The organism is Brevibacterium permense (assembly GCF_013280495.1).
Lineage (GTDB): Bacteria > Actinomycetota > Actinomycetes > Actinomycetales > Brevibacteriaceae > Brevibacterium > Brevibacterium permense.
This window is the reverse complement of record NZ_JABSSX010000006.1, coordinates 91,339-117,739: the sequence shown is the minus strand read 5'-3', so window position 1 is coordinate 117,739 and position 26,401 is coordinate 91,339. Positions and strand designations below refer to the sequence as shown.

At 65.4% G+C, this 26,401-nt stretch carries 21 protein-coding genes; 5 read left to right on the top strand and 16 right to left on the bottom strand.

The window, feature by feature from the left end; genetic code table 11:
• Position 1: 1 nt before the first annotated feature.
• Complete coding sequence (gene gltX, locus HK353_RS10485) at positions 2-1,468, bottom strand: glutamate--tRNA ligase (protein ID WP_173155907.1); 1,467 nt, start codon at positions 1,466-1,468, stop codon at positions 2-4.
• Positions 1,469-1,577: 109 nt separating this feature from the next.
• Positions 1,578-2,384, bottom strand: a complete 807-nt coding sequence (locus HK353_RS10480) for a fumarylacetoacetate hydrolase family protein (protein ID WP_101544555.1) — start codon at positions 2,382-2,384, stop codon at positions 1,578-1,580.
• 128 nt (positions 2,385-2,512) lie between these two features.
• Between HK353_RS10480 and HK353_RS10475 the strand changes: the two genes are divergently transcribed.
• The 3 genes from HK353_RS10475 to HK353_RS10465 all read left to right on the top strand — a co-directional run bounded on the left by HK353_RS10475 (position 2,513) and on the right by HK353_RS10465 (position 7,517).
• A complete protein-coding gene (locus HK353_RS10475; protein ID WP_173155905.1) occupies positions 2,513-5,326 on the top strand; it encodes an ATP-dependent RNA helicase in 2,814 nt (937 codons plus the stop codon).
• A 37-nt stretch (positions 5,327-5,363) separates the two neighbouring features.
• A complete protein-coding gene (locus HK353_RS10470) occupies positions 5,364-6,332 on the top strand; it encodes a 3-methyladenine DNA glycosylase (RefSeq protein ID WP_342589890.1) in 969 nt (322 codons plus the stop codon).
• 129 nt (positions 6,333-6,461) lie between these two features.
• On the top strand, positions 6,462-7,517 hold the full coding sequence (locus HK353_RS10465) for a zinc-binding dehydrogenase (protein ID WP_173155903.1): 1,056 nt from the start codon (positions 6,462-6,464) through the stop codon (positions 7,515-7,517).
• 73 nt (positions 7,518-7,590) lie between these two features.
• Here the strand turns inward: HK353_RS10465 and HK353_RS10460 are convergent, their stop codons facing one another.
• The 11 genes from HK353_RS10460 to HK353_RS10410 form a co-directional block, all read right to left on the bottom strand.
• On the bottom strand, positions 7,591-8,025 hold the full coding sequence (locus HK353_RS10460; protein WP_173155901.1) for an HIT family protein: 435 nt from the start codon (positions 8,023-8,025) through the stop codon (positions 7,591-7,593).
• An 80-nt stretch (positions 8,026-8,105) separates the two neighbouring features.
• Positions 8,106-8,684: a maltokinase N-terminal cap-like domain-containing protein gene (locus HK353_RS10455; protein WP_173155899.1), complete on the bottom strand. Its 579-nt coding sequence runs from the start codon at positions 8,682-8,684 to the stop codon at positions 8,106-8,108.
• Positions 8,685-8,803: 119 nt separating this feature from the next.
• A complete protein-coding gene (gene thyX / locus HK353_RS10450; RefSeq protein WP_173155897.1) occupies positions 8,804-9,589 on the bottom strand; it encodes an FAD-dependent thymidylate synthase in 786 nt (261 codons plus the stop codon).
• A gap of 102 nt (positions 9,590-9,691) precedes the next feature.
• On the bottom strand, positions 9,692-10,468 hold the full coding sequence (locus HK353_RS10445) for a Type 1 glutamine amidotransferase-like domain-containing protein (protein WP_342589889.1): 777 nt from the start codon (positions 10,466-10,468) through the stop codon (positions 9,692-9,694).
• The gene (gene lplB / locus HK353_RS10440) at positions 10,465-11,544 is read right to left on the bottom strand and encodes a lipoate-protein ligase small subunit (RefSeq protein ID WP_173155895.1); all 1,080 of its coding nucleotides are present in this window, start codon (positions 11,542-11,544) and stop codon (positions 10,465-10,467) included. The genes HK353_RS10445 and lplB overlap by 4 nt, the downstream gene beginning before the upstream one ends.
• A gap of 10 nt (positions 11,545-11,554) precedes the next feature.
• The gene (locus HK353_RS10435) at positions 11,555-13,747 is read right to left on the bottom strand and encodes a prolyl oligopeptidase family serine peptidase (protein ID WP_173155893.1); all 2,193 of its coding nucleotides are present in this window, start codon (positions 13,745-13,747) and stop codon (positions 11,555-11,557) included.
• A gap of 161 nt (positions 13,748-13,908) precedes the next feature.
• Positions 13,909-14,484, bottom strand: coding sequence for a hypothetical protein (locus tag HK353_RS10430; protein ID WP_217278396.1), 576 nt, complete (start codon positions 14,482-14,484; stop codon positions 13,909-13,911).
• Between the two features lie 78 nt (positions 14,485-14,562).
• On the bottom strand, positions 14,563-16,347 hold the full coding sequence (locus HK353_RS10425) for a DUF222 domain-containing protein (protein WP_173155891.1): 1,785 nt from the start codon (positions 16,345-16,347) through the stop codon (positions 14,563-14,565).
• Positions 16,348-16,520: 173 nt separating this feature from the next.
• Positions 16,521-17,924, bottom strand: a complete 1,404-nt coding sequence (locus HK353_RS10420) for an MFS transporter (RefSeq protein ID WP_173155889.1) — start codon at positions 17,922-17,924, stop codon at positions 16,521-16,523.
• 151 nt (positions 17,925-18,075) lie between these two features.
• Positions 18,076-19,167 (bottom strand): branched-chain amino acid aminotransferase, encoded by a 1,092-nt coding sequence (locus HK353_RS10415; protein ID WP_173155887.1) that lies wholly within the window; start codon positions 19,165-19,167, stop codon positions 18,076-18,078.
• Between the two features lie 214 nt (positions 19,168-19,381).
• Positions 19,382-20,419, bottom strand: a complete 1,038-nt coding sequence (locus HK353_RS10410) for a 3-isopropylmalate dehydrogenase (protein ID WP_173155884.1) — start codon at positions 20,417-20,419, stop codon at positions 19,382-19,384.
• A 298-nt stretch (positions 20,420-20,717) separates the two neighbouring features.
• Between HK353_RS10410 and HK353_RS10405 the strand changes: the two genes are divergently transcribed.
• Both HK353_RS10405 and HK353_RS10400 read left to right on the top strand, forming a co-directional pair.
• Complete coding sequence (locus tag HK353_RS10405; protein ID WP_173155882.1) at positions 20,718-21,569, top strand: HpcH/HpaI aldolase/citrate lyase family protein; 852 nt, start codon at positions 20,718-20,720, stop codon at positions 21,567-21,569.
• Positions 21,566-22,033: a phosphatase PAP2 family protein gene (locus HK353_RS10400; protein WP_173155880.1), complete on the top strand. Its 468-nt coding sequence runs from the start codon at positions 21,566-21,568 to the stop codon at positions 22,031-22,033. Before HK353_RS10405 ends, HK353_RS10400 begins: the two co-directional genes overlap by 4 nt.
• A gap of 23 nt (positions 22,034-22,056) precedes the next feature.
• Here HK353_RS10400 and serA read toward each other — a convergent pair whose 3' ends face one another.
• The 3 genes from serA to ilvC form a co-directional block, all read right to left on the bottom strand.
• Positions 22,057-23,649 (bottom strand): phosphoglycerate dehydrogenase, encoded by a 1,593-nt coding sequence (serA, locus tag HK353_RS10395; protein WP_173155878.1) that lies wholly within the window; start codon positions 23,647-23,649, stop codon positions 22,057-22,059.
• A gap of 127 nt (positions 23,650-23,776) precedes the next feature.
• Positions 23,777-25,069 carry a GNAT family N-acetyltransferase gene (locus HK353_RS10390; RefSeq protein WP_173155876.1) on the bottom strand — a complete coding sequence of 431 codons (1,293 nt, stop codon included), beginning with the start codon at positions 25,067-25,069 and terminating at the stop codon, positions 23,777-23,779.
• Between the two features lie 209 nt (positions 25,070-25,278).
• Complete coding sequence (gene ilvC, locus HK353_RS10385; RefSeq protein WP_173155874.1) at positions 25,279-26,310, bottom strand: ketol-acid reductoisomerase; 1,032 nt, start codon at positions 26,308-26,310, stop codon at positions 25,279-25,281.
• Positions 26,311-26,401: the final 91 nt, after the last annotated feature.

Sequence of the window (26,401 nt, the reverse complement as noted above, 5' to 3'; positions counted from 1 at the left end):
GTCACAGCTGCGCCGCGAGTGCCTTGAGGCGTGTCATGGAAGAGTCCTTGCCGAGGATCTCCATCGACTCGAACAGCGGTGGTGAGACCTTGCGGCCGGACACGGCCACACGCAGGGGTCCGTATGCCAGGCGCGGTTTGATCTCCATCTCGTCGACGAGCTTCGCCGACAACACCTCTTCGAGCTTCGCCGTCGTCCAGTCGTCGAGCCCTTCGAGGACCTCGATGGAGGCGGCGAGCACCTCGGGGGCGGAGTCCTTGAGCGTCTTCAGTCCGTCTTCGGCCATGACGAGGTCGTCATCGGAGGTGAAAAGGAACGCGAGCAGGTCGGGAGCCTCTCCGAGCAGCTTCATGCGGGTCTGCACGAGCGGAGCCGCCTTGTCGAGGATGGCCAGCTGTGCCTCCGTCGGGGACGCCGGGAGCACCTCGGCGGCCTGGAGGTAGGGCACCAGACGGTCACGGAAGTCATCCGGATCGAGGAGGCGGATGTGGTCGGCGTTGATGGCGGTGGCCTTCTTCACGTCGAAGCGGGCCGGATTGGGCAGGACATCGTGGATGTCGAATGCTTCGGTGAATTCCTTGACGCTGAAGATGTCGCGGTCGGGTCCGATGGACCAGCCGAGCAGTCCGAGGTAGTTGATGAGTCCCTCGGGGATGAACCCGTTCTCGCGGTGGAGGAACAGGTTCGATTCGGGGTCGCGCTTCGACAGCTTCTTGTTGCCCTCACCCATGACGTAGGGCAGGTGGCCGAACTCCGGGGTCGCCTCGGCGATGCCGATGGCCTTGAGGTGTTCGTAGAGAGCGATCTGACGCGGGGTCGAGGACAGGATGTCCTCGCCGCGGAGCACATGGGTGATGCCCATGAGTGCATCGTCGACGGGGTTGACCAGGGTGTACAGCGGCTGGCCATTGGCTCGGACGACGACGAAGTCGGGCACGGTGCCGGCCTTGAATGTGATGTCGCCGCGGACGAGGTCGGTGAAGGTGATGTCCTCATCGGGCATGCGCACGCGCCACACCGGTTCGCGGCCCTCGGCGCGGAAGGCGGCCTTCTGCTCGTCGGTGAGGTCGCGGTCGTACCCGTCATAGCCGAGCTTCGGATCACGGCCCGCGGCCTTGTGCCGGGCTTCGACTTCCTCGTTGGTCGAGTAGGACTCGTAGATGTGGCCGCCGGCCTTGAGCTTCTCGATGACGTCGGCGTAGATCTCGCCGCGCTGCGACTGGCGGTAGGGTCCGTTATCGCCGCCGACCTCGATGCCTTCGTCCCAGTCCAGGCCCAGCCATTTGAGGGCTTCGACGACCTGGCCGAAGCTCTCCTCGGAGTCACGTGCCGCGTCGGTGTCTTCGATGCGGAAGACGAACTTGCCGCCGGTGTGCTTGGCGTAGGCCCAGTTGAACAGGGCTGTGCGGACCATGCCGACGTGCGGGGTGCCGGTGGGTGATGGGCAGAAACGAACTTTGACGCTCACGATTGTCCTTTGCGTGATCTTCTCGGGTGTGAGTCTATGGTGTGCGCGGTGGCGCTGGTGGTGTGGGTCGGAAGGTCCGGGACGCAAACCCGCCGAGGCGGCGGTGGGTTCAGGCGTCCATGACGGGGTTCGACAGGACGCCGAGTCCTTCGATGGCGATGTCGACGCGGTTGCCGGACACGATCTGGCCGACTCCCTCCGGGGTTCCGGTGAGGATGACATCGCCGGGCAGCAGGGTGATCGTCTCCGACAGGTGTTCGATGATGGTCGGGATATCGAAGATGAAGTCGGCGGTGGTGCCGTCCTGCTTGAGATCCCCGTCGACCCAGGACCGGATGCCGAGGTCGTCGACGTCGAGTTCGGTTTCGATCCAGGGGCCCAGCGGGGCCGAGGTGTCGAAGCCCTTCGCCCGCGTCCACTGCTTGTCGGACTTCTGGAGGTCGCGCAGGGTGACGTCGTTGCTCGCGGTGTAGCCGAGGACGCAGTCGTTGGCGTTCTCCGCCTTCACACCCTTGGCCACACGGCCGATGACGACGGCGAGTTCGGCCTCATAGGAGACGTATTCGCTGATCGCGGGCAGGCGGATGGGATCGCCGGGGCCGATGACCGCGGTGTTCGGCTTGAAGAAGGTCACCGGGGTCACGGGAACCTCGTTGCCGAGTTCTGCTGCGTGTGCGGCGAAGTTGCGGCCGACGCCGATCACCTTCGAACGCGGCAGGATGGGGCTGACCAGACGCACGTCGTCGATCTTCAGCCTCTCGCCTGTCGATTGGGCCGGAGAGAAGAAGGGGTCCGAGTCGAGAACGGCGAGTTCGAGTCCCGACGTGTCCCAGCTTCCGTCGGTGATCGGCGGCACTTCACCCTCGACGACTCCGTATTTGGGTTCGTCCTGATGTACAAATCTGGCGATACGCATGTGTCACAGTCTAGTCAGTGCCTGGTGCCTTCCGCGCCTCGGTGCTCATCGCTCCGCGATCGAGTCTACGCAGATCCCCCGCTGTGTCCCGTGTGCGGGCCGGGCCGCCCTGCTGAGAGACTGGTGGCATGCCCGATCCGCACCTCCCGCACACCTTCGATCTCGCCCGTATCGGGGCCGGCCTGCCTGCCGCCGCGCTCATCGATGAGTCGGGCCTCGCCGAGGCGGCTCCAGCCCCGAGATTGGTCGTGGAGGCTCCTCCCGGAACCGGTAAGACCACCGTGGTGCCGCCGATGATCGCTGAGCACCTGACTGGTCCGGGCCGCATCATCGTCACCCAGCCCCGGCGGATGGCGGCCCGCGCCGCGGCCAGGCGGCTCGCGTCGTTGACGGGGACCCGCCTCGGCGAGGTGGTGGGGTTCACCGTCCGCGGTGAATCGCGGACCTTGCGGGCGACACGGATCGAGTTCGTCACCACGGGTGTGCTTCTGTCCCGACTGCTGCGCGATCCGGAGCTGACCGGTATCGACGGGGTCATTCTCGACGAGGTGCATGAGCGGCAGCTGGATACGGATCTCGTGTTCGCGATGTGCCGGGAATTGACTGATCTGCGTGAGGATCTGTCCGTGGTCGTCATGTCGGCGACCTTGGATGCGCAGCTGTGGGCAGCGCGTCTCGGGAACGGGCCGCAGTCGCCGGCGACTCTGCTGTCGGTGTCCGCCGATCCTCATTCCTTGGAGATACGGTGGGCACCGGCGAAGGAGCGGCCCCTTGACGCGCGGGGTGTGACCCTGGATTTCCTTGATCATCTGGCGGCGACGACGGTGCGTGCGCTGACTGAGACCGGTGAGGGCGACGTCCTCGTCTTCGCTCCCGGTGCACGCGAAGTCGACGAGGTGGCCTCTCGCGTGCGGCGCCGTGTGGAATCAGATGGCGGTTCGGGAGCCAGTGGTGGACCGATCGGCTCTGGTGATTCGGGTACCGGTGGCGCGGTCGAAGTGCACACCCTCACGGGGCGGACCCCCGCGAAGGAGCAGGACGCGATTCTGCGCCCACACACCGACCAGGAGCGCGGTCGCCGAGTCATCGTTTCAACGTCGGTGACGGAGTCAGCGCTGACGATCAACGGAGTGCGCATCGTCGTCGACTCCGGGCTCTCCCGGGGACCACGGCTGGATACGAGGCGGCGCATGTCCGGGCTGGTCACGATGCGGGAGTCGAAGGCTTCGGGAACACAGCGTTCCGGTCGTGCCGCCCGGCAGGGGCCGGGTGTTGCGTATCGGTGTATGTCAGAGGCGGATTGGGCGAGCCTGCCCGAGCACACTCCTCCCGAAATCGCGACCTCCGATCTCACCTCCGCAGTGCTCGCGCTCGCCGTGTGGGGCGGCGACGAGACCCTGCTGCCAGATCCGCTTCCGGCCGGACCGAAACGGCAGGCGGTCGACAACCTGGTCGCCTTGGGAGCCGTGGAGATCCCGACAGCGGCAACGGACGGTGCAGGAGGCGAGCGCTCCGCCGGTGAGCGCCCCGACGCTGCCGAGTTCCCGATATCAGCACTGCACGTCACGCAGACAGGTCGAGCCATCGCGGCGGTTCCCGCCTCGGTGTGGTCGGCACGTGGTCTCCTCGACGGGGCCGCCCTGCTCTCACCCGCCCGTGCGGGGGAAGCGGTCGCCGTCATCGAATCCGATCAGCGGGCTCCCGGCGCCGATCTCTCCGCACTGCTGCGGCAGCTGCGACGCCGCAAGGACACCCGCTTCGCTCAGGACCGCAAACGGTTCGCGTCGATCGCACGCGAATTCGCCTCGGACGGCGATGGCGGCGACACGGGAGATGACGGTGGGAACGGCGGAATCGCCGACCGCACTGAAGTCACCTGCGGTTCCGGCACAGCGCTGACTCCCGAGGACCTCGGGCTCGTCACGGCGCTGTCGTATCCCCTGCAGATCGCGCGGCTGCGCAGCGCCTCCGATTCCGAGTACCTGCTCGCCTCAGGCACGGCGGCGAGCCTGCCCCGAGACTCCTCATTGCAGGGCAGCCCATGGTTGGCCATCGCCGAGGTGGGCCTGGCCGGATCGCGTGCGATCATCCGATCAGCTGTTCCCATCGACGTCGACACCGCGGAACTCGCCGGAGCCGGGCTGCTGCACACGGAGGAGACGGCGACGTTCGAGTCCGGGAAGGTCCGTGCGGTTCGACGCAGCCGCCTCGGCGGAATCGAACTGACCTCTACCCCGATCCAGGCCGGTCGCGAACTCGCCCGCCGTGCCATCGCCGAATCGGTGCGCGAACGAGGAGCCCGCGAGGTTCTGCGTCCCTCCGAGGCTTTCGAATCGCTGCGCGCCCGGCTGGGGCTGCTCCGCGCTATCTACGGGGACCCATGGCCGGAGGTGACGTGGGAGCACCTCTCTGAGACGCTCGATCAGTGGTGTCCTGATGCGCTCGACCGCATCGCGAAGGGCTCCGATCCTGCCCGCGTGGACCTCGTCTCCGCGCTGCGCGGTCTGCTGCCGTGGCCCGAGGCGGCCCGGCTCGACGAGCTTGTGCCGACCCACATCACCGTGCCCAGTAGGTCACACGTCCGCCTCGAGTATCCGGACCCTGATCTGATCGAGCCTCGTGCTGTGTCTGGAGCGGACGACGGATCTCCGGCCGATCCCGAGCGCGCCGAGCTCCCGAGCCCGATCCTCGCGGTCAAACTCCAGGAGTGTTTCGGATGGACCAACGCGCCTCGCATCTGTGACGGCCGAGTGGCGGTCACCGTGCACCTGCTCTCCCCCGCCGGGCGGCCCCTGGCGGTCACCAGCGATCTCGCGTCGTTCTGGGCGAACGCGTATGCCCATGTCAGGGCCGAGAACCGGGGCCGTTACCCGAAGCATCCGTGGCCAGAGGATCCACTCACCGCACCTGCGGCGAAGGGCACGAAGCGCTCGGGTCGCTGAGCTGGAGCCCGACTCGACCGTCTGGGACAATGGTGCGGTGACTTCCGCACCCTCGACCACGACACCCGCCCCATCCAGGGCGGCGACCGAGCGTGCCGACACTTCGTCGGGCCGCCTCGGCGACGATGTCGTTCCTGCCGAGATCTGGCGCGAGCCGCGTGACGAGCACGAGCATCGGGTCGCCGAGCGCACCGATGCGCATATCGGGCGGCGGATGCGACAGGAGACCCACCCCGTCGAGGACTTCCTCTTCACCTACTACCCGTTCAAGGTCGGGCAGCTGAAGAAGTGGCATCCCGGTCCGGGTGTGCGCGTCGCGCTTGAGACGGCCGAAGATCGCCGGTATTTCGACCGTCGGTGGTATCGCATCGACGATGCGCAGAATTTCGCCGAGGTGGACCTCGAGTCCTGGCGCACCGACCGTGGGGACGGCGCGAAGTTCATCGCCTCGCTGCTGTCGTCGACATTGGGTCGGGAAGCGAACTTCGGGTGCTTCGGCATCCACGAATGGGCGATGGTCTACCGTCTCACCGACGAGCAGCGCCGGCATCAGCAGGTGCCGCTGCGGCTGAGCCCCGCCGAGACCGATGCGGTGGTCGAAGGCCACCGCATCCAGTGTTCGCATCATGATGCGTTCCGTTTCTTCACCGCACCCGCGCGGCCGCTCAACACCTTGCAGCCGGACCGCGAGGGCATGATCGCCAACGAGCAGCCAGGGTGTCTGCACGCGGGGATGGATCTGTACAAATGGGCGATGAAGATCTCGCCGATCGCTGATTCGGATCTCGTCGTCGACTGCTTCGACCTCGCCCTCGACATCCGCACCCTGGACATGGAGGCCTCCCCCTATGACCTGCGCGGATGGGGCTACGGGGTCGTCGCCATCGAGACCGCTGCGGGCAAGGCCGAGTACATGGAGCAGCAGAAGGATTTCTCCGGCAGGGCGCAGGCGCTGCGGGCTCGGCTGCTCGATGCTTTGGCGGTCGCGGGAGTTCATCCGCGCTGAGTCGCCTGGGGGCTGCGCTGGCTAGCCGCTGCGACTGCGCCGGGCCCGCCGTGCTGACCAGTCGCTGCGGCCGCGCCGCTTCGTGGACGTCTTCGCGGTCGCCGCACCGGCGAGCCTATGATCGGCGGTATGCGTGCTATCGTCTTCGATCAGTTCTCCGTCCGTCCCCGGCTCGAGAAGACTCCCGCCCCCACGGTTCCCGATGCCGGAGTCGTCATCGACGTCGAAGCCACCGGGGTGTGCCGCAGCGACCACCACGCGTGGGCCGGCCACGATTCGACGATCACCCTGCCCCACGTACCCGGGCATGAGCTGGTCGGGAGGGTCGCCTCGGCGGGTGTGGGCGTACAGGACTTCCGTGTCGGCCAGCGTGTGACCGTTCCTTTTGTATGCGGGTGCGGGAGTTGCCGGTGGTGCGTTTCCGGCAATGCGCAGGTGTGCCCCGATCAGACCCAGCCGGGGTTCACGCATTTCGGGTCGTGGGCGGATCAGGTCGTCATCCACAATGCCGATGCCAACCTCGTAGCCGTGCCCGAGGATCTGCCGGCCGCGGCCGTCGTCGGGCTCGGATGTCGATTCGCCACGGCCTTCCATGGTCTGCGAGTGCGGGCTCGCCTTGCCGCGGACGAGACTGTCGCCGTCTTCGGCTGCGGCGGGGTGGGACTGTCGACGATCATGATCGCCCGGGCTCTCGGTGCGAGGGTGGTCGCCATCGACGTCAGCGATGCGGCCTTGGAATCCGCCCGTGAGTTCGGTGCCGCACGATGCGTCAATGCTCGGGATCTCAGCCCCGAGGAGCTGAGCGCCGAGGTGGTCGCGCAGTTCGCGTCGACCGATCCAGACGGGGTGGCCGTGACCGTCGATGCCCTGGGCCGGGAGGACACGATCCGGGCGGCGATCGGTGCTCTGGCACCCTTGGGTCGGCATGTGCAGATCGGGCTGCTGTCTGCCGAGCCGGTCGTCGATCTGCCGCGGGTGATCGCTCTCGAACTCAGCGTGCTCGGCTCGCACGGAATGGCTGCGGCCGAGTACCCAGAGCTCGTGAACCTTGTCGTTCAGGGACGATTGCGTCCGCAGGAGCTGGTCACTACTGTCATCGGACTCGACCAGGCGCCCGCGGCGATGGAGGCGATGGGGTCACCCTCTGCCTCGGCAGGGATGACGATCATCGACCTGGCCAGGTGAGACGGCCGACGGCTCGGGCACTGTGCGTCGTCTCGACGAGGTCGAGCGCAACGGCGGCAATCACGGCAATGCCTCATTCGTCGCCGAGTGACTCCCGCATGCTCGCGGCCAGGGATCCGATGAGTTCCTGATTCCCGCGGATGCCGGGTTCGAACAGCAGCCGCAGGCGGTCTTTCTCCTTGTCCCGGTAGCGCGGAATGACGTGCATATGGAAGTGGAAGACCGTCTGCCACGCCTCGGCACCACAGCAGTTGAGGAGATTGACGCCGTCGGCTCCCCATGCGTCGAAAGCGTGCTTGGCGATGCGCTGGGATTCGAGCGCCACCGCAGACAGATCTTCGGCTGGGATGTCCCGCAGGTCCGTGCTGTGACGCTTCGGCACGACGAGCAGATGCCCGTCCGACCCGGCCTGGATGTCCATGAACGCGAAGGTCGACTCGGTCTCGGCGATCGGCGCACTCGGGGCGTCACCTGCGACGATCTGGCAGAAGATGCAGTCGCAGCTCATGAGTTCCGATTCCTCCCCTGCTGTCAGTCAATTGTCCTGTTCGGTGCTGGGCGAGTCCCTCAGATCGTGCTGAGGATCCCTCAGACCATGATGGCGAGGACGACATTCGTGTCCTGGCCTTCCCAGCGGCCCAAGAGCAGACCGGCGTCGGACTTCTCCGCCGGAGACTCGGGCGACAGGCGGTAGACGATCTCGACGTCGCCGGCACCCGGCAGAGGTCCCGTCCCGAAGGCGTGGGCCACCTCGGTGATCTCTTCGCCCCGGTTGCCCTCAGCGTCGACGCGGTACTGCTTCGCTGCGGTCGACGCGGTGGCGATGGTGTGGTCGAGGCGCTGCCGGAACAGCGGATCACCCATGCCGGCGTAAACCCACCGCTTGCCGAGCACCGAATGCTCCATATTCGCCACGAATGCTTCGTCGGCGCCTTCGAGCGGTTCTCCGCGGTAGGTCAGCGGCACCTGCAGCAGCTGGTCGCCGCTCTTCACGATGTGAATCTCGATGCCCACTTCGCCGGTCGGGTCGTCGAAGCGATACGCGGTGACGGCCTCGAGCGGGTTCGCCGCGAGGTCGAGCTCGGCGGCCCAGTCCTGCTTGGCTGCCCAGTCGGTGACGACGTCGAGCTTGCCGGGATTGAGCTGAGCTGCGTAGATATCTGCCATGACGGTTCCTCCTGAAATCTGTCTGACGTCGGCGTCAGGTGTGGCTGGGCGTGTCAGGCATCTGTAGGTGTGAGGCGCTCGGAGGTCTCCGGACGCTTCGCGACAGGCCTTGCGTGGTCTCAGGCTTTGCGCGTGCCGGGGATCCATTCTCCGTCGACGACTTCGTAGTCAGCGAAGACCGCCGGAGCCTCTTCGCGCATGACCTCACCGATCTTGTTGAAGATCAGGCGGATCTCCTCTTCAGCGCCCTTTGCAGTGCGCATTTCAATGACGTGGCGCAGCGAGCGCAGGTTCGCGGTGTAGACGATGCCGGTGGCCAGGCCCTCGGGGGCGAAGCGGCGCATGAACGAGGTCATGTGCTTCTTGTGGGAGAACTTCGTGCCCTCCTCGTCAAGTTCGAAATGTTCGGCCATCCACTGCTGGTGCTCCTCGAGGGTGTCGAGGACCTTGAGGCTGCGTTCCATGAGTTCGGGATCTTCGCGGGCCCACTCGGGGAACCAGAACGGGATGTCGGTGAGCCGGACGTAGCGCAGCGATTCCTGCGAGAACGCCGATCCCGCGCGATGGCGGATCAGTTCGTGGGTGAGCACGCGCGAGACGTTGTGGAGGACGAAGGTGAAGTTCGCGTGTTCGAGCACGGACCCGTGCTGGGACTTCACGACGTTGCCGAGGTACTGCGCGGAATCGGTGCGCACCCGCGAGACGTTCGGGTTGAGTCCCGGCTCCCACGAGCGATAGCACATGCGTCCGGAGAACTCGAGGAGATCCTCGGCGTCGGGAGATTCCGCATCTTCGACCCGGTCCGCCCAGGAGGTTCCGCCCACCTCGTCGAGGTAAGTCCTCATCGCTTCCCAATCGATATTGGGCTTGGCGAGCAGTTCAACGGACGGTTCGACCTGGCGCATGGCTCTCCTAGTGAGGGGGACGTGATTGATTCCCAATCCTACAGACAGCTCGGCGGGTTGCGGCGACCGGTCCGCACCGAAATTCTCCTCGCCTCAACCGTGTTAGCCGACAGGTGCGACGGGGCGGTGTTCGTCGAGGTTGTGCAGGCGACCGCCCGTATCAACGACGAGCGCCTGCGCCCCTGCGGACTCCACCATCACCGAGGTGGCCGCACCGTCGACGTATACGACCGCGGCATGATCATCGATGGCGATTCCGGGGCCGGGAAGCCGGCCCTGCGCGATCCATTCCCGGAAGGATTCCTTCCGTCCGGGTTCTCCATGGAAGTGCGGGCAAGCACTCCCCCGCAGGAATCCGAGCCCGTCGTTCAGCGGTGCCAGCGGACCGAACGAATCCGTCGAGGATGCTTCGAACCAGCAGTTCGCACCGGCGCTGATGCCGGCGAGGCTCGTTCCTCCGGCGGCCGCTTCTCTCATCCGTTGGTCGACGCCATGCCTCCGCCAGAGGCTGAGCAGGTTCGCCGTGGAGCCGCCGCCGACGTAGATGAGGTCCATGTCGAGCAGCATCGCCGGATCTTGGTAGTCCCACGGACTCTGCCCGAACAGAGAGAGGACATGGGTTCGTGCGCGCGCCTCGAATGCCGCTTCGAACCGCTCGATGTAGTCACGGCTGTCGCCGGATGCCGTCGGGACGAAGCAGACGTGTGGAATGAGTGAGGCGGTGCCGGTGCCTTCCTGATGGACGGCATGGGCTCGTCGAGTCGCCATCTGCAGAAGCTCGTCATCAATGGCCGATTCCCCGGTCTCGGACATCGAGAACCCACCACCGCCGAGGGCCACGATCGTGCCCCGGAAAGCGGTGGATTCAGAGGTGCTCACGGCACTCGGTGCGTCCACTTCTCGGTCCCGAACTTCTCATCGACGAGTTCCTGCGCCCGCTTGAGCTCCTCCTCTGTGTAGGTGCCGTAAGTGGCCCCGTAGCGGGTGGCGAAGGTGTCCGCCATGACATCGATGATGTCCTTGCGCGCCTCACCGGTCTGACTCCGCAGCGGATCGACGCGTTTCTTCGCGCTCGCCACTCCCTTGTCGGAGATCTTCGCTTCGCCGATGCGCAGAACTTCGACCATCTTGTCCGCGTCGATGTCGTAGCTCATCGTCGCGTGGTGGAGCAGTGTGCCGTCGCGATTGCGCTTCTGTGCGGCACCGCCGATCTTGCCTCCGGTCGAGGAGATGTCGTTGATCGGCTTGTAGAACGCCTCCACGCCGAGAGTTTTGAGAGCCGCGAGCACCCACTGGTCGAGGAACACATACGACTCCTCATAGTCGAGGCCGGCGACAAGGGCAGGCGGGACGAACATCGAATAGGTGATGCAGTTGCCGCCCTCCATGAACATCGCACCGCCGCCTGAGATGCGACGCACGACCTGGACGTCGTACTTCTCCACGCCTTCGGGCCGCAGCTCGTTGACGTAGGACTGGAAGGCCCCGATGACGGTGGCTGTGTCCTCCCATTCCCAGAACCGCAGGGTCGGCTGCCTGCGACCTGCTGCGACTTCCTCGAGCAAGACCTGATCGAGCGCCACATTGAGCTGAGTGGGCAGCACCTCGCCGCGGATGACCTGCCAGTCGAAGTCAGTGAAGTTCGCCGCTGATCCCAATGCCCGACGCACCACGGTGGCGATATCGGCGGTGGAGAAGCCGTGCATCGCCAGTTCCGAACCGTATCCGGCCAAAGCCTCGTCGAGGCGGCCGCGCAGCGCCGCATTATCGGCAGTGACGCTGGCGCCGACGAGGGCCGGTGCCAGGTCGAAATAGGCTTCCTCGGGTTCGAGGAAGAAGTCCCCGGAGATCTTCACCTCGGTGATGGTCTGACCGTCGGTGGTGACATCGGCGACGACGAGTTTGCCGCCGATGACCTTGTATTCGCCGTGGAAGTGCTGCGTCTCGTTCGTCATGTCTCCCAACCTACTCCCCTGTCAGTGCGTTCCACAGGAACCTGTAGCTCAGCGCTCGGGTGAACGCGGTCTGCTCGTTGTCAGAAGCAGCCGAGTGTCCGCCTTCGGTGTCTTCGAAGAACCACACGTTCTCGATCCCCATCGACTGCATCCGGGCGGCCATCTTCCGCGCTTGGACAGGGCCGACCCGGTCATCGGACGTGGCCGTCCAGAACAGCACCGGCGGGTAGATTCGACCCTCTTCGAGGAGGTGGTACGGCGAGAAGTGCTTGATGAAGTCCCAGTCCTCGGGCACATCGGGGTCGCCGTATTCGGCCTTCCACGAGTAGCCTGCGCTGATTTTCGTGTATCGACTCATGTCGAGCAGCGGGACGCCGCAGGAGACGGCGCCGAAGAGTTCGGGGTATTGGGTGAGCATGTTCCCGACCAGGAGTCCGCCGTTTGAACCGCCTGCGCAGGCGAGTCGCTGCGGGCTCGTCACCCCGCGGTCGATGAGGTCACGGGCGACGGCCGAGTAGTCCTCGTAGCAGCGCATCCGGTTCTCCCTCATCGCCGAGGTGTGCCACTCGGGGCCGTATTCTCCGCCGCCGCGGATATTGGCCAGCACGTAGATGCCGCGGCGACGCGTGCAGCCGTTGGTGCTGCGCCCCAGCCAGCCGAGTCCGACCACAGGTGAGTACCCGGGCGTTCGGCTCACTTCGAAGCCGCCGTAGCCGTCGAGCAGTGTGGGGTTGGCTCCGTCGAGGATGGCATCGGCAGCTCCGATCTGGAAGTACGGGATCTTCGTCCCGTCCGCGCTGGTGGCGAAGTGCTGCTCGACGCTCAGCCCTTCGGCATCGAACGTCGCCGGGGCTGACTTGATCACCTCGATGGTGGACTCGTTCGTTCCCGCAGCTTCGTCCGAGGGGCCCAAGGTGCCGTACGACAATGTCGAGGGCGTGAGGAAGCCGGTGCTGACCATCCAGAAGTCGTTGGCGGTGGCCGGGTCGTACTTGTCGACCGCGCCGAGGCCGACCATATGGTTGGCCGGGACTCCGGGCAGGGCGGATTCGGCGAAGCCGTTGCCCAGGTCGAGGACCGTGAGCTTCGACTGCACGTCGGCGAGCAGCTCGAGCACGAGGTAGTCCCGGGTGAAGGTGAAGGACTGCAGGGAGGTTTGGGCGTCGGGGGTGAAGATCACGCGCGGAGCGATCTCGCCTGCCTTGACTGCATCGATATCGGTGATGGCGAGGCCGCCGGCGGCCACCTCGGTGGTGGCGGACGTCCACGTCGACTGGGGTCGGAAGAGCACGAGGTCGCGCTCGAAGCCGACCTCGACGTCGGTGGGGACGTCGACCCTGTTGAGCGCGTCGGCCCATGCCGTCGGTTCGCCTGACAGCGAACCGTCTGCGCTCGTGATGTCGGCGAGGTCGAGGAAGCTCATCGTCGAGTTGAAGAAGTCGATGGCGTCGATGATGACGGCGCGGTCGGTGGCCTCGGTGTCGGGGCGGATGTCGCTGCCGACGAAGATCGCCACATGGTCGCGCGGCACTTCGGCGACGATCGGGGCGTCGTCGAGGCTCTGACCGCGGCGGAGCGCTCGGGCTTGACGTGGGTAGGACGAGGTCGTCAGTGAGTCGGCGTCGGTTTCGGTGGCGACGAGCACGGTGTCGTCGTCGAGCCAGGCCAACCGTGTTTTGGCGGCGGGGATGTCGAAGCCACCGTCGACGAAGGCGCGGTCGTCGAGGTCGAATTCGCGGACTCGGTGTGAGTCGCCTCCGTCCGGGGACAGGAGGACGAGTGCGCGGCGGTTGTCGCTGCGGCGCACCATCGCTCCTGACCAGACCCAGGCGGTGTCTTCCTCTGCGGCCAGTTCGTCGAGGTCGAGCAGCACTTCCCAGTCGGGGGTGGCCGTGCGGTAGCTGTCCCAGGAGGTGCGTCGCCACAGGCCCTTCGGGTTCGTCTTGTCCCGCCAGAAGTTATAGAAGTGGTCCCCGCGTTTGGTGACCATCGGGATGCGGTCGTCGGAGTCCAGTGCGGTGCGCAGATCATCGGAGATGTCGTCGAAGAGGCCGTCGCGGAAGCGCTCGAGGGTCTTCGCGTTCTGGTCCTTCACCCAGGCGATCTGCTCCTCGCCGTAGATGTCTTCGAGCCAGATGTTTTCGTCGTCGGGCAGTTCGGCGTTCACCGTCGAGGCCGTCTTTGAGGAGTCTTCTTCACGCATGACTCCATCCTAGTGACCGCCGCTGACTCAACCGCTCGGTGCCGCTGACGAGGAACTGTTCTGACGAGGATTTCTCACCGCGGGCTGCGGAACATGACCAATCCGGGGTGCCCGTTGGGAGCCTCAGGCCCGTGGCCGAGTTCGGTGAAGCCGAGTTCCTCCTAGAGCCGTCGTGCCGGGCTGTCGATATCGTCGGTCTGCAGCCAGCAGCCGAAGCGTCCGACCTCCCCGACCCACGCCTCGAGAGTGCGCCGTCCCAAACCTCGTTCGCGCCGGTTAGGATCACGGGCGAGCAGGTTGAGAGCGGAGGTCGATTCGAGTTCGGTCGAAGCCTCGCCGAGACGGCGCTGCAGTTCGAATGCCCACGGATATTTCTGTTCTTCCCAGTTCCAATGGTGGCCGTAGGCGAATGAGCTCAGCCGCCCGTCGGGCTGGGTCCGCGTCAATGTCATGAGGACCTGTCCGTTGCGGACGGAGACTTCGTAGACGTCGGCGAACACCGCCGCGAACCTCGGGTCCTCGTTCAGCGGCGGCTCGGCGGCAGCGGCCCCATAGACTGCTTCGACCTCGCTGCGGGGCGGGCGGACTTCGGTGATTCCCGGCCCCGAGGGTATGCCCTGCCATAACGGACCCGTTCCCCTCGGCATCCCCCACACGATTTCGACCGCGGGAACGTCTGCTCGGCCGGAGGGCGCGATGTGGTCAGCGGGCGACGGCTGCCCGTTGAGGTCGTTCATGACTATCACCATAGTCCCGTGATGGAGCGGGCAGTGGAACTTTCGGTGACCACTTGTCATCGCTTCGGCAGACTCGGTTCACAGCCTGCCTCGGTGTTCGAGGATTGCGGCGCAGAGTAGTTCTTCCGTGGGACTCATCGGGCGTTCGTCAGCGTCGAAGATATCGATTCCGATGGTGGACCCGCCGACTTCGACGGTTGCCGGCTGCGAGGTCCGGCGAACGTACCGCCATGGGATCAGCACCGAAAACGCGTGTTCGGCTTCGTCTGGTGAAGCACCGTCACGGTCGCTCGGGGGAGCTGGACGAACACTGTCGCCGGGATTCGCGGCACGAGCTCTGTCGCCCGGAGGAGCGGCACGAACACCGTCGCCGGGCGGCACGGCACAGGTTCCGTCGCCGGGCGGCGCAGCACAGGTTCCGTCACCAGTCGACACCGTCGCCTCCGCTGCTTGAGCGGGCCCGCGTCCCGTTTCGGGACAATAGTCTCGTCCCGGCTCGGGGCCGTGTTGTCGACCGGGAAGTTGCTGCCGTTCCCGGTCGTGCTGCTGATCAGGAGGATCCTGTTGGCCGGGGCCATGCCTCGCACCGAATCCCTCGTCCTGACCAGAGGTGCATCCGGGATCGGGGTCGCTGAGTGGTTTGGTGCGGGTTTTGTAGTGGTGACCGGTCGGAGTGACGACCTCAAGGGCACCGGCAGTTGCCTTGTGGCGCCAACCGCTGAGTTCTTTGAGATAGTTGCAGGCCGCGCACAGTCCAGAGGCGTTGTCCCAATCGGTTTCGCCGCCGCCGGCAGCCGCGTCGGCATGATCGGCGTGCTGAATGGGTGCCTCGCACCAGGGCGAGCGGCAGACGTCGTCGCGGAAGATGACCATGCGTCGCAGCAGCCCGGAGAATTCCCTGCGGCGCGAGTCCATCCTCACGAGCTGCCCGTCTTCAGGTTGTGTGTAGAGCCTGCGGATGAAGGTGGCGGCCTCGTTTTCGGCAACCGCGGCCCTGGCGGCTTGTGCCGGGATCGGGCCGACTCCGGGGAACCACGCCGATTCTTCCCCGGGCCCGAAAAGACTGCTGTCCTGCATGATGAGGTGGACTTCGGTGGGCACTGCCGCAGCAGCAGCCTGCCCGGTCAGTCGCTCGACCAAGAGGTCGGCAGCGATCTGATTCTGACCACGGCCATCGGCGTTGCCTGCGGCGATGGCAGTCTGCGCCGACTTCTTGAGGTTGGCGAATGCGGCGACAGCCTGCGACATCGGCAGCAGAGCGGTCAGGTAAGCCATATTTCCCGGTGCCGGACGCACACTGACCGAGCGCTCTTCGATACAGCGCTCGAGGTGGTCGACCGCAGCCTGCTGATCGAGCCTCTGTGCGAGAGCCCTCACTTCGTTGCCCAATCTCCTGACACCCACCTCGGCGAGGCGTCCGGCCAACCGCTCGTCGAGCTCGTGCTTCTTCTCCCGGGGAAGCCAGTCGGATTCCTTTGCGACCGTGCGGGCCTTTTCCTCCGAGATGTCGCCACCTTTCATCGCCCGGTAGACATTGGGCAGATCCAAGAGCAGGGTCCGAGAGAATTTGAGCAGCGCGTTGCCACGGTGCCGGGAGACCTTTCTGGCCAAGCCGATCTCCGCACCGACTCCGAGACCCTGCTTCTTGCTCGGGATCCCGTCTTCGGCTTCGCGATTCCTGCGGTGCATATCGAACGTCAGGGATTCGCGGGCCTGCGCGGCGGCGCAGGCGGAAGTCAGCTCCTCGAGAGCCGTGATGCGATCGATCGCCTCTTCCTCGGTCAAGGCAGGAGACATTTCGGACAGGCTCTCAGACCACCGAGCGATCTCGGTGAGCACGTCTGGAACCTGCTTTGCTTCCATGTCCAGAACACTATCGTTCGCCACTGACACGAGAGTTCACCTGGCCATCTGTCCAGCTCAGACGCCCGTAATGGCAGATCGGGCGCTGATCTCAGTGAGGCGGGAACAATGGCCCTTTCGACTGAACGCTCCATTACTCCTTTGGCCAGATCAGCCCGACTCCCGCGGCCGGATCAGCTCAGTTCTTCGCCGGTCGTCTCTCGGGCGAGGAAGCCCATGAGCAGCACGGCGGCGACCACAAGCGCACCGGTGAGGACGAACGTCAGCGTCAGTCCGAGCACGGGCCACATGAACGCACCGAAGACGATCGGGGCGATTCCTGTCGCCAGTCGAGACGCAGCCGATGCCCAACCGAAACCGGATCCGCGCAGGCGGGTGGGATAGAGCTCGGAGACGTAGGTGTAGAGCGTCGGGATGGCGATCTGGATGACGAAGCCGAACCCGATGATTGCGGCCTTCGCGGTCCAGGTGAGATCGGCGCCAGAGGATTCGATGAACACTGCCGCCCCGACGAGCAGCAATGCCGCGATGATTGCCGAGACCCCGAGCACCCATTTGCGACCGAATCGTTCGACGATGAGCGCGGAGACGATCACGCCGAGGATGCCCACCGCGGTCATCGACCCGGTGACGAGGAATGCCGCCTGATCAGCCAGCCCCTGCTTCTTGAGGATCCCCGGCAGCCATGTCAGCGCCGCATAGTAGACAAGAAGGACGGAGACGAACAGCGACCAGGCGACGAGAGTCGTCTTCGCGGAGTGCTGCCACAGCTGCACCAGCTGACCGCTGGCCGCACGCAGCTGCCCACCTACCTTGGGCTCTGCACTCGAGGTCGGCGTCGCAGCAGTCCCTCCGACCGGCTCGTGTGTCCACTCACGCACGTCGGCGCCGGTGCGCTCGACCAGTCGCTTGATGATCGCATCGGCCTCTGCGTAGCGTCCGACCGAGGCCAGATAGAGAGGTGATTCCGGAATTCCGAAACGCACCGCCACCGTCAACAGTGCCGGCACGATCATGACGAGCATGATCAGGCGCCAGTCCCCGAAGCCGAGGAGGTAAGCCGACACGAACGCACAGAGCGAGGCGCCGATCGGCCACCAGCCGTCCATAGCCGTGAGCACGCGTCCGCGGTGACGGCTGGGAGTGAACTCCCCGACGAGGGCGTAGTCGACGGGGATACATCCGCCGAGCCCGAATCCCGCAAGGAAGCGGAAGACGATGAACCACCCATATGCGGGCGCGAAGGCTCCGGCGACGGTGAAGATCGAGAACACGAGGAGCGTGAGAGTGAAAGCCTTCTTCCGACCGATGACGTCGGCGATGCCGCCCCAGATGAAGGCACCAAGTGCCATGCCGATGAGGTTGGCGGTTGCGATCCAGGCGGCCTGGCCGACGGTGAGACTCCAATAGTCGCTGAGCAGCGGAATGAGGAATCCGTTCAGGGCGACGTCCCATGCGTCGAACATGAAACCGAGCCCGCCGAAGATGAAGATGGCACCTTGAGTGCGCCACTTCCATGGCAGGTGAGCGATGACTTCGGAGGCTGTCGGTACCGACGCCGAGGTGGTCGTGTGCACGAAGACACAGTACCCCAGTTAACGCACAGCTGAGTAAAATAACTGCCGACCGGTCACCCCGTAATCAACGGCTCCGCAACAGCAGACGGACAGACACAAAGGGCCGGACTCCGCGATCAGCGCGACGCCCGGCCCTCCAGAGCCCCGACCCTCAGGCCAGGCGCACGAGCCAGTTGTTCTTGTCCTCGACGCGTCCGTACTGGATGCCGAGCAGGGTCTTACGCAGCTCCATGGTCGTCTCACCGGCCTCTTCACCGTGGTCGATGGTGAAGTCTTCGCTGACGAGCTTGCTGATCGGCGTGATGACCGCAGCGGTGCCGCAGGCAAACGCCTCGACGATCTCGCCGCTGGCCGCGCCCTCGCGCCACTCCTCGATGGAGATCTGACGCTCTTCGGCCTCGAGTCCGAGCTGAGGAGCCAGTTCGAGCAGCGAACGGCGGGTGACGCCGTCGAGGATCGAATCGCTCAGCGCCGGAGTGAGCAGCTTGCCGCTCTTCGTCACGAGCATGAGGTTCATGCCGCCGAGCTCGTCGATGCACTTGTTCTCCACCGAATCGGTGAACAGCACCTGCTGGCATCCCTTGGCGGCCGCCTCGTTGGTCGCCACCAGCGACGATGCATAGTTGCCGCCGCACTTGGCGAATCCGGTGCCGCCTGCGCCGGCGCGCTTGAGCTTCGGTGAGAGCCAGATCGACACTGGCTTGATGCCGCCGGAGAAGTAAGGTCCGGCCGGTGAGGCGATGACGTAGTAGTCGACCTCGTGGCTGGCCCGCACGCCGAGGAACCGCTCCGTGGCGATCATGAACGGCCGCAGGTAGAGACTCGACTCGTCGGCGTCCGACTCCGGCGTCGGAACCCAGGCCTGATCGAGGCTGACCAGGTGCTTGAGCGAGTCGATGAAGTCCTCTTCGGGCAGCTGCGGCAGCGCGAGACGCTCGGCGGACTTGTTGATGCGCGCGGCATTGCGCTCGGGTCGGAACGTCCATACCGATCCGTCGGCATGACGGTAGGCCTTGAGCCCCTCGAAGATCTCCTGGGCGTAGTGGAGGACGGCGGCTGCCGGGTCGAGCAGCAGCGGACCATACGGCCGGACCTCGTGTCCCTGCCAACCGTCATCGATCGTATAGCGGATGTGCGCCATGTGGTCGGTGAAGTACTGGCCGAAGCCGGGGTCCTTCTTGATGTTCTCGCGCACCAGCTCGGGTTGCGGCTGGAGGTTCTTAAGAACGGTGAAATCTGTCATGAAAACTCTTTTCTCACTTGTGATGAGTGACACTTTAAGGGTAGTCCATCACCCCGGCGCTCGTCGCACCGGGGTGATGTCGTCAAACCTGAAATCGGGTGTCGCTCGGTTGGGTTCATCCTCGCAGAGGTGACCCCATGGTTACCCGCCCGCCCCCTCGCAGAGGTGACACCATGGTCACCCACTCGCACCTTCGCCGAGGCGGTCGATCCGGTCAGCGGAGGCGTGCCGCGATCGCGTCGCCCACCTCGGCGGTGGACCGCTTCGTTCCGTCGCGCTCAGCGAGGTCGGTCTCCACGGCCGTCTCGATCGCCTTGGCCACTGTCTCGAGCCCCAGGTGGGAGGCCATGAGCGCCCCCGAGAGGATCGAGGCGGTCGGGTCGGCGATCTGCTGCCCGGCGATGTCCGGAGCCGATCCGTGGATCGGTTCGAACAGGCTCGGCGCCGTGCCTTCGACGTTGAGGTTCCCCGAGGCTGCCAGACCGATTCCGCCGGTGACCGCGGCTGCGAGGTCGGTGAGGATATCACCGAAGAGGTTGTCGGTGACGATGACGTCGTAGCGCTCGGGATTCGTGACCATGTAGATCGTGCACGCATCGGTGTGCTCGTAGTTGACGGCCACCTCGGGGAATTCCTGCCCGACCTTCTCGACCACGCGACGCCACAGGTGACCGGCGTGGACCATGACATTGTGCTTGTGCACGTAGGTGAGCTTCTTGTTCCGCGCCTGAGCGCGGGCGAAGGCATCGCGGACGGCGCGCTCGACGCCGTACCAGGTGTTGACCGAGACCTCGGTCGCGACTTCCTGTGGCGTGTCCGTGCGCACGGAACCGCCGGATCCGGTGTACGAGCCTTCGGTGCCCTCGCGGACGACGACGAAGTCGATCTTCCCGGGCTCGGCCAGCGGGCTGGTGACTCCGGCGAACAGCTTCGAGGGACGCAGGTTCACCGCATGCCCCAGCCCGAAGCGCATCTTGAGGATGACTCCGCGCTCGAGCACGCCGGAGGGCACGGACGGATCTCCGCAGGCGCCGAAGAAGATGGCATCATGTTCACGCAGCGATTCGAGCTCTTCGTCGGTGAGCGTCTCACCGGTCTCGTGATAGCGCTGAGCACCGACCTTGTAATCGGTGAGTTCGAGTTCGACGGGCTCACCGGACACCTCGATGGCGCGCTTGAGGACTTTGAGGCCTTCGGGGACGACCTCGTTGCCGATTCCATCTCCGGGCATGACTGCGATTGAGAACTTCATGCTCACAGAATAAGACTCGATCTCACGATACAACTACAGTGTCTTACAATGTGAACCGTCGTCTGCGCCGTCGCAGAGGCGCGGAGATGCAGCGACGTCGGCGCAACAGCGGCGCGAACACTTCGGACGACGACCGCCGCACCCGCCGCTCCCCCGCGCTTCGTGTGCCGACATGAACAAATTCACGTCTCAATCACTGTTCTCGGCTACACATCTGACGCGGCAGGGACGAAAATGGAGACAGCACCCCAAACCCCGTGGGGGCCGCACGCAATCAGCCCCGAGAGAAAGTCGATCATTGACCGAAATCATCCGCAATGCCCGCGCCGCAGCTCTGCCCGCCAAACTCTCCCGGTCCTGGCTGCTCGTCAATGCTGCGAGGGAGGAGCTGTTCACTCCTGCGCAGACCTCGGAAGCGGATTCCGTCATCTTCGACCTCGAGGCTTCTGTCGCCGATGACAAGAAGATCGAAGCCCGCGACAATGTCGTGCGCGCCCTCGACTCGGGAATGTCCGCCTGGGTCCGGATCAACAAGATGGAATCCGAGTACTGGGCCGACGACCTCGCCGCCGTCGCCATGCTTCCGGGCCTGCGCGGAGTCATGCTGCCCGAGACCGAACGTCCCGAGCAGGTGTCCTACACCGCGATGCGCGCGAAGGCCGGCCTGCCCGTGCTCGCCCTCCTGGAGTCGGCCCGCGGAGTGGAGAACGCCACCCGCATCGCCGAGGCGCCCGGCACTTTCCGCCTCGCCTTCGGCACCAATGATTTCCGCAAGGACACCGGCTTCTCCGGCGATCCGATGGCCCTGGCCTATGCACGCTCACGCCTGACGATCGCCTCTCGCATGGGCGGCCTGCCCGGACCCATCGACGGCCCTTCGGCCGCCGATGCCGATGATGAGAAGGTCTGGGCCGACGCCGAAGTCACACACATGATGGGCATGACCGGAAAGCTCGTCCTCACCGTCGACCAGGTCAACACCCTCAACGAGGCCATGAGCCCGAGCGAAGACGAACGCGATTGGGCCCGCCAGATGCTCGAAGCCGCCGAAGGCGGATCCGAGATCACCGACGGCTCCTACCTGCCGCGCCTGGCCCGCGCCAAGAAGATCGCGTCCATGGCCGACGCCTACGGTCTCTGGAACGCTTGAGCCGACAGCCGCCTTGGCTGCTGTGGGCAACACTGCCCGCCGTCCTGCTCGTCATTGCCTTCGGACTGTGGCTGCATCTCGAGCGCATCGGCCCCACGCCGGTCGATCAGTCGTGGCTGGAGTTCGCCGGCCTCGATAGAGGTTCGGTGCCGTACTGGATCGCCGTCGTCCTCGCCGAGGTCGGCGGCGGCACCGGTGTGGTCATCTGCACCGCGCTGCTCGCGGGCGTCTTTGTGCTGCGCAGACGCCTGCGCTCGGCGATCTTCCTTGTCACCACGATGCTCGCCGGCATCTGGATCCTCGGCATGATGTGGTCACGGACCGCACTCCAGGTCCATTGGCTCACGGACACGATCGCCGGTGCTTTCATCGGCATCGCCGTCGCCGTTCTCGTCGACGAATTCTGGACCCTGACAGCGCAGAGGACCCGCTCACCCCGCTTCGCTCTGCGGCTTGCGAGGTGAACCGGGTCCTTCTGCTGCGGGGCTCAGTCCTCCTGGAGTGAGACGCCGGTGAAGGCCGAGGCGTTCACGGCACCGGCCACGGCCTTGACGACCTCGTCCGAGACGACCGAATCCACTGCCAGGACGGACAGCGCCTCGTTGCTCGTCGACGCGGGCGAAACCTGCATTCCGGCGATGTTGACGTTGTTCGCACCGAGTGCCAGACCCAGCTGACCGATGATTCCCGGACGGTCCTCGTAGCGGAAGATCAGCAGGTTGTCGGTCAGCTCGATTTCAAGCGAGTAGCCGTCGACCTCGGTGAGCTTCTGCACGAGCTTCGGACCGGTGACCGTGCCGGACACGGAGATGCGCTGCCCGGTGCTCGTCGTCGCGGTCAGACGGGTGATGTTGCGGAACGATTCGCAGTACGGATCGGTGACGAGCTCGACGCCGATTCCGCGCTCTTCGGCCAGCAGCGGAGCGTTGACATAGGAGACCTGATCGGACACGACGTCCTTGAACAGACCCTTGAGAGCCGAGAGTTTGAGGACGGAGACGTCCTTGTCGGCGATCTCGCCGTTGACCTCGACCTTGAAGTGCGTGACCGATGAGTCGGCCAGCGCGTTGACGACTCGACCCAGACGCTCGGCCAGGGGAATGCCCGGACGCACATCCTCGTGGATGGCACCGCCGGCGACGTTGACCGCATCGGGGACGAGTTCCCCGGCCAGAGCCTTGCGCACGGACTTCGCCACGGCGACTCCGGCCTTCTCCTGGGCCTCGTGAGTCGAGGCGCCGAGGTGCGGGGTGACGTTGACGGCATCGAGGTCCATGAGTGCCGAGTGCTCCGGCGGTTCGACGTTCCAGACATCGATTCCGGCGCCGCCGACCTCGCCGTTGGCCACGGCCTCGGCCAGGGCCGCTTCGTCGATGATGCCGCCGCGGGCGACGTTGATGAACCGGGCTCCGGGCTTGGCGGCTTTGAGCTCCTCGGTGCTGATCATACCGACCGTCTCCGGCGTCTTGGGCATGTGCACGGTGACGAAGTCGGACACGGCGAGCAGGCCGGGCAGGTCGAGGACCTCGACGCCCATCTGCGCCGCGCGGGACTGAGTGATGTAGGGGTCGTAGCCGACGAGACGCATGCCGAAGGCCTTCGCGCGTTCGGCGACGAGTCCGCCGATGCGGCCGAGGCCGACGATGCCCAGGGTCTTCTCGTAGAGTTCGACGCCGGTGTACTTCTTCCGGTTCCACTCCCCCGCCTTCAGCGAGGTGTTTCCGGCACCGAAGTAGCGAGCCGAACCGAGGATGTGGGCCATCGTCAGCTCGGCTGCGGAGATGATGTTCGAGGTGGGTGCGTTGACGACCATGACACCCGCCGAGGTGGCCGCGGGGACATCGACATTGTCGAGTCCGACTCCGGCGCGGGCGATGACCTTGAGGTTCTTCGCCGCGCTGATGGCTTCGGCGTCGACCTGCGTGGCAGACCGGACGAGGATCGCATCGGCGTCGGCGATGGCGGGCAGGAGCTGGGATCGGTCGGCGCCCTCGGTGTGACGGATCTCGAAGTCTCCTCCGAGAGCTTCGATGGTGGCCGGTGACAGTTCTTCGGCGATGAGAACGACGGGCTTGGGCACTGATTTCCTCCTGTTGCGTCCGGGACGCGTCCACCTTATGAGACTTTCAGGATTCCTTCACAAGGTCTCAGATTCTGGGAAGAATCGCTCAACAGACCGTTCGGATCGCTCAGAATCCGTGGCGCACTCAGAATCCGTTCGGCGAATACGGCGCGCGGCCGAGGCTGAACATTGCGCTGGCGAGCACGGCGGATCCCGGCGTCTGCTCATCGATGCGTCCGGCTCGGGCGAGGATGACGGGATCTGCTCCGCCGAGGTACAGGGATCCGAGCTCGGCGATGCCGAGCCCCAGGTCTGCCTGCGTCGAATCGGAGGCAGGCGTCACCTCGGCGCTCTCACCATCCGAGGTGATCGTGAAGCGTCCCCCTGCGAGGTCGAGGGAATCGTCGATGTCGATCGTCAGCGTTCCGGGCACGTACCAGGGCCGGGCTTCGAGCGCGGCCTTGACGTCGAGGATGCGGATCCAGATGTTGTCCTCGCTCGCGACGGTCTTCACACGCCTGGAATCGGTGAGCAGCCACGGCAGCGGGGAGTATTCGGCGGACTCGCCGAAGGTCACGCGAGTCGACAGGTCGATGGCGGCGAGGAACGACCACAGGGAGGCGTAGGCCGCATCGGTGACGGCCACGAAGTCGATGATGTCGACGGTCGGCGGGGTCTTCGACCAACCGGCGAATTTGTAGGACACATAGCCGTCGGGCTCGCCCTGTTCGTCGAAGTGCAGGGCCGCGCGGACGCCGCGGTCCTCTTCACCGGTCTCAGTGTTGAGGGCGCCGGTGGCGCGTTCGATGTAGGTCTGCTGACGCTCCATCGCTCCGGGCGAGGTGCGCATGAACTCGCCGTAGATCTTCGGAGCCAGTTCGCGCAGCTCGCTGGGCAGGCACATCTCGACGCGGCGATCGGGTTCGCGGACCATCTTGAAGCCGGGTGAGGTGTCGACCTCGATCGAACGCAGCCACGTGGCCACACCGAAGCCGAAGCGCGAGTAGATTCCGCCTTCGGTGGCGGTCAGTGCGGCGAACGGGTAGCCGTTCGCCTTCGCCTCTGCGAGGTCCGTGGTCATCAGCGACCGCAGCAGACCGCGCCGGCGATGGGTCGGGCGCACCGTGATCCAGGTGATGAGGTGTCCGGGAATCAGCCGGCCGCCGCCGACGTTGACGAGCTTCTCGAACCACGCGAACGTCGCCACCGGGATTGAGGCGTCGAGGCCGTGCCCGAACTCCTGATCCGCGTAGACGGCGGTGAGCTTGCGCCCATCGGCGATCGCCCGCTCGACCCGGTTGAGCAGGGCCGCGTCGGTCGACCTGGGGTCATGGAAGCCCACGCTCGTCGAGGCGAAATAGCCCTTCGTGCGCTCGTCCGGTTCGCCGGTGGAGGCGTCGATAGTCGGCTCAAAGTCTTCGAATCTGTAGTTCGTCACACCTCCACACTAGTCCAGATCGGTGCCGACGTCGGGAGATTCTCCCGATCGATGTCTGCCGCCCTGTGATCGCCGAGGCACTGGGATCGCCGAGGTGAATGCGAAGGAGCCCCGGACAGATGTCCGGGGCTCCTTCACTCAGCTCTCCTGGCTGGGGCGATGCCAGCGTCGCAACGACGGGGCCGCCTCGGCGAGGTTGAGACTCAGACTCAGCGAGCGGCAGTGCCCTCGGTGTAGTCGTCGTCGGAGTCCTTGAGCCATGCGAACATCTTGCGCAGTTCGCGACCGGTGGACTCGATCGGATGCTGCTCTTCCTTGGCGCGCAGCTCCTTGAACTCCGGTGCACCGTTCTTCTGGTCGTTCATGAAGCGCTCGGCGAACTTTCCGTTCTGGATGTCGTCGAGGACGCCCTTCATGTTCTCCTTCACCTCGGGGGTGATGACCCGCGGGCCGGAGACGTAGTCGCCGTACTCAGCGGTGTCGGAGCAGGACCAACGCTGCTTGGCGATGCCGCCCTCGACCATGAGGTCGACGATGAGCTTGAGCTCGTGGAGGACCTCGAAGTAGGCGATCTCGGGCTGGTAGCCGGCCTCGGTCAGGGTCTCGAAGCCGTACTGGACGAGGTGCGAGACACCGCCGCAGAGCACGGTCTGCTCACCGAACAGGTCGGTCTCGGTCTCCTCGGTGAAGGTGGTCTTGATGCCGCCGGCGCGCAGGCCGCCGATGCCCTTGGCGTAGGACAGCACGGTGTCCCAGGCCTTGCCGGAAGCGTCGACCTCGACGGCGACGAGCACGGGCACACCGCGGCCGTCAACGAACTCACGACGAACCACGTGGCCGGGTCCCTTCGGGGCGACCATGATGACGTCGACGCCCTCGGGAGCCTTGATGTAGTCGTAGCGGATGTTGAAGCCGTGGATGAACACGAGGGTCTTGCCGGGAGCCAGCTGATCCTTGATCTCGTTGTTGAAGATCTCGGCCTGAACCTGGTCGGGTGCGGCGATCGTGATGACATCGGCCCATGCGGCCACCTCGGCGGGGGTGCCGACCTCGAGGCCCTCGGCCGTGGCCTTGTCGCGGCTGGCCGAGCCTTCCTTGAGGCCGATGCGGACTTGCGAGCCGGAGTCGCGCAGGCTCAGCGAGTGGGCGTGGCCCTGGCTGCCGTAGCCGATGACGGCGACCTTTTTGCCCTGGATGATCGACAGGTCTGCATTGTCGTCGTAATAGCGTTCTGCTGCCATAGTTCTAGCTCCTTCGAATTACGGGGTGATGTCCCCATTGTTTCACAGTTCGGTACTGCTGTTCACTTATTGAGATGAGGGAGGTTCCACA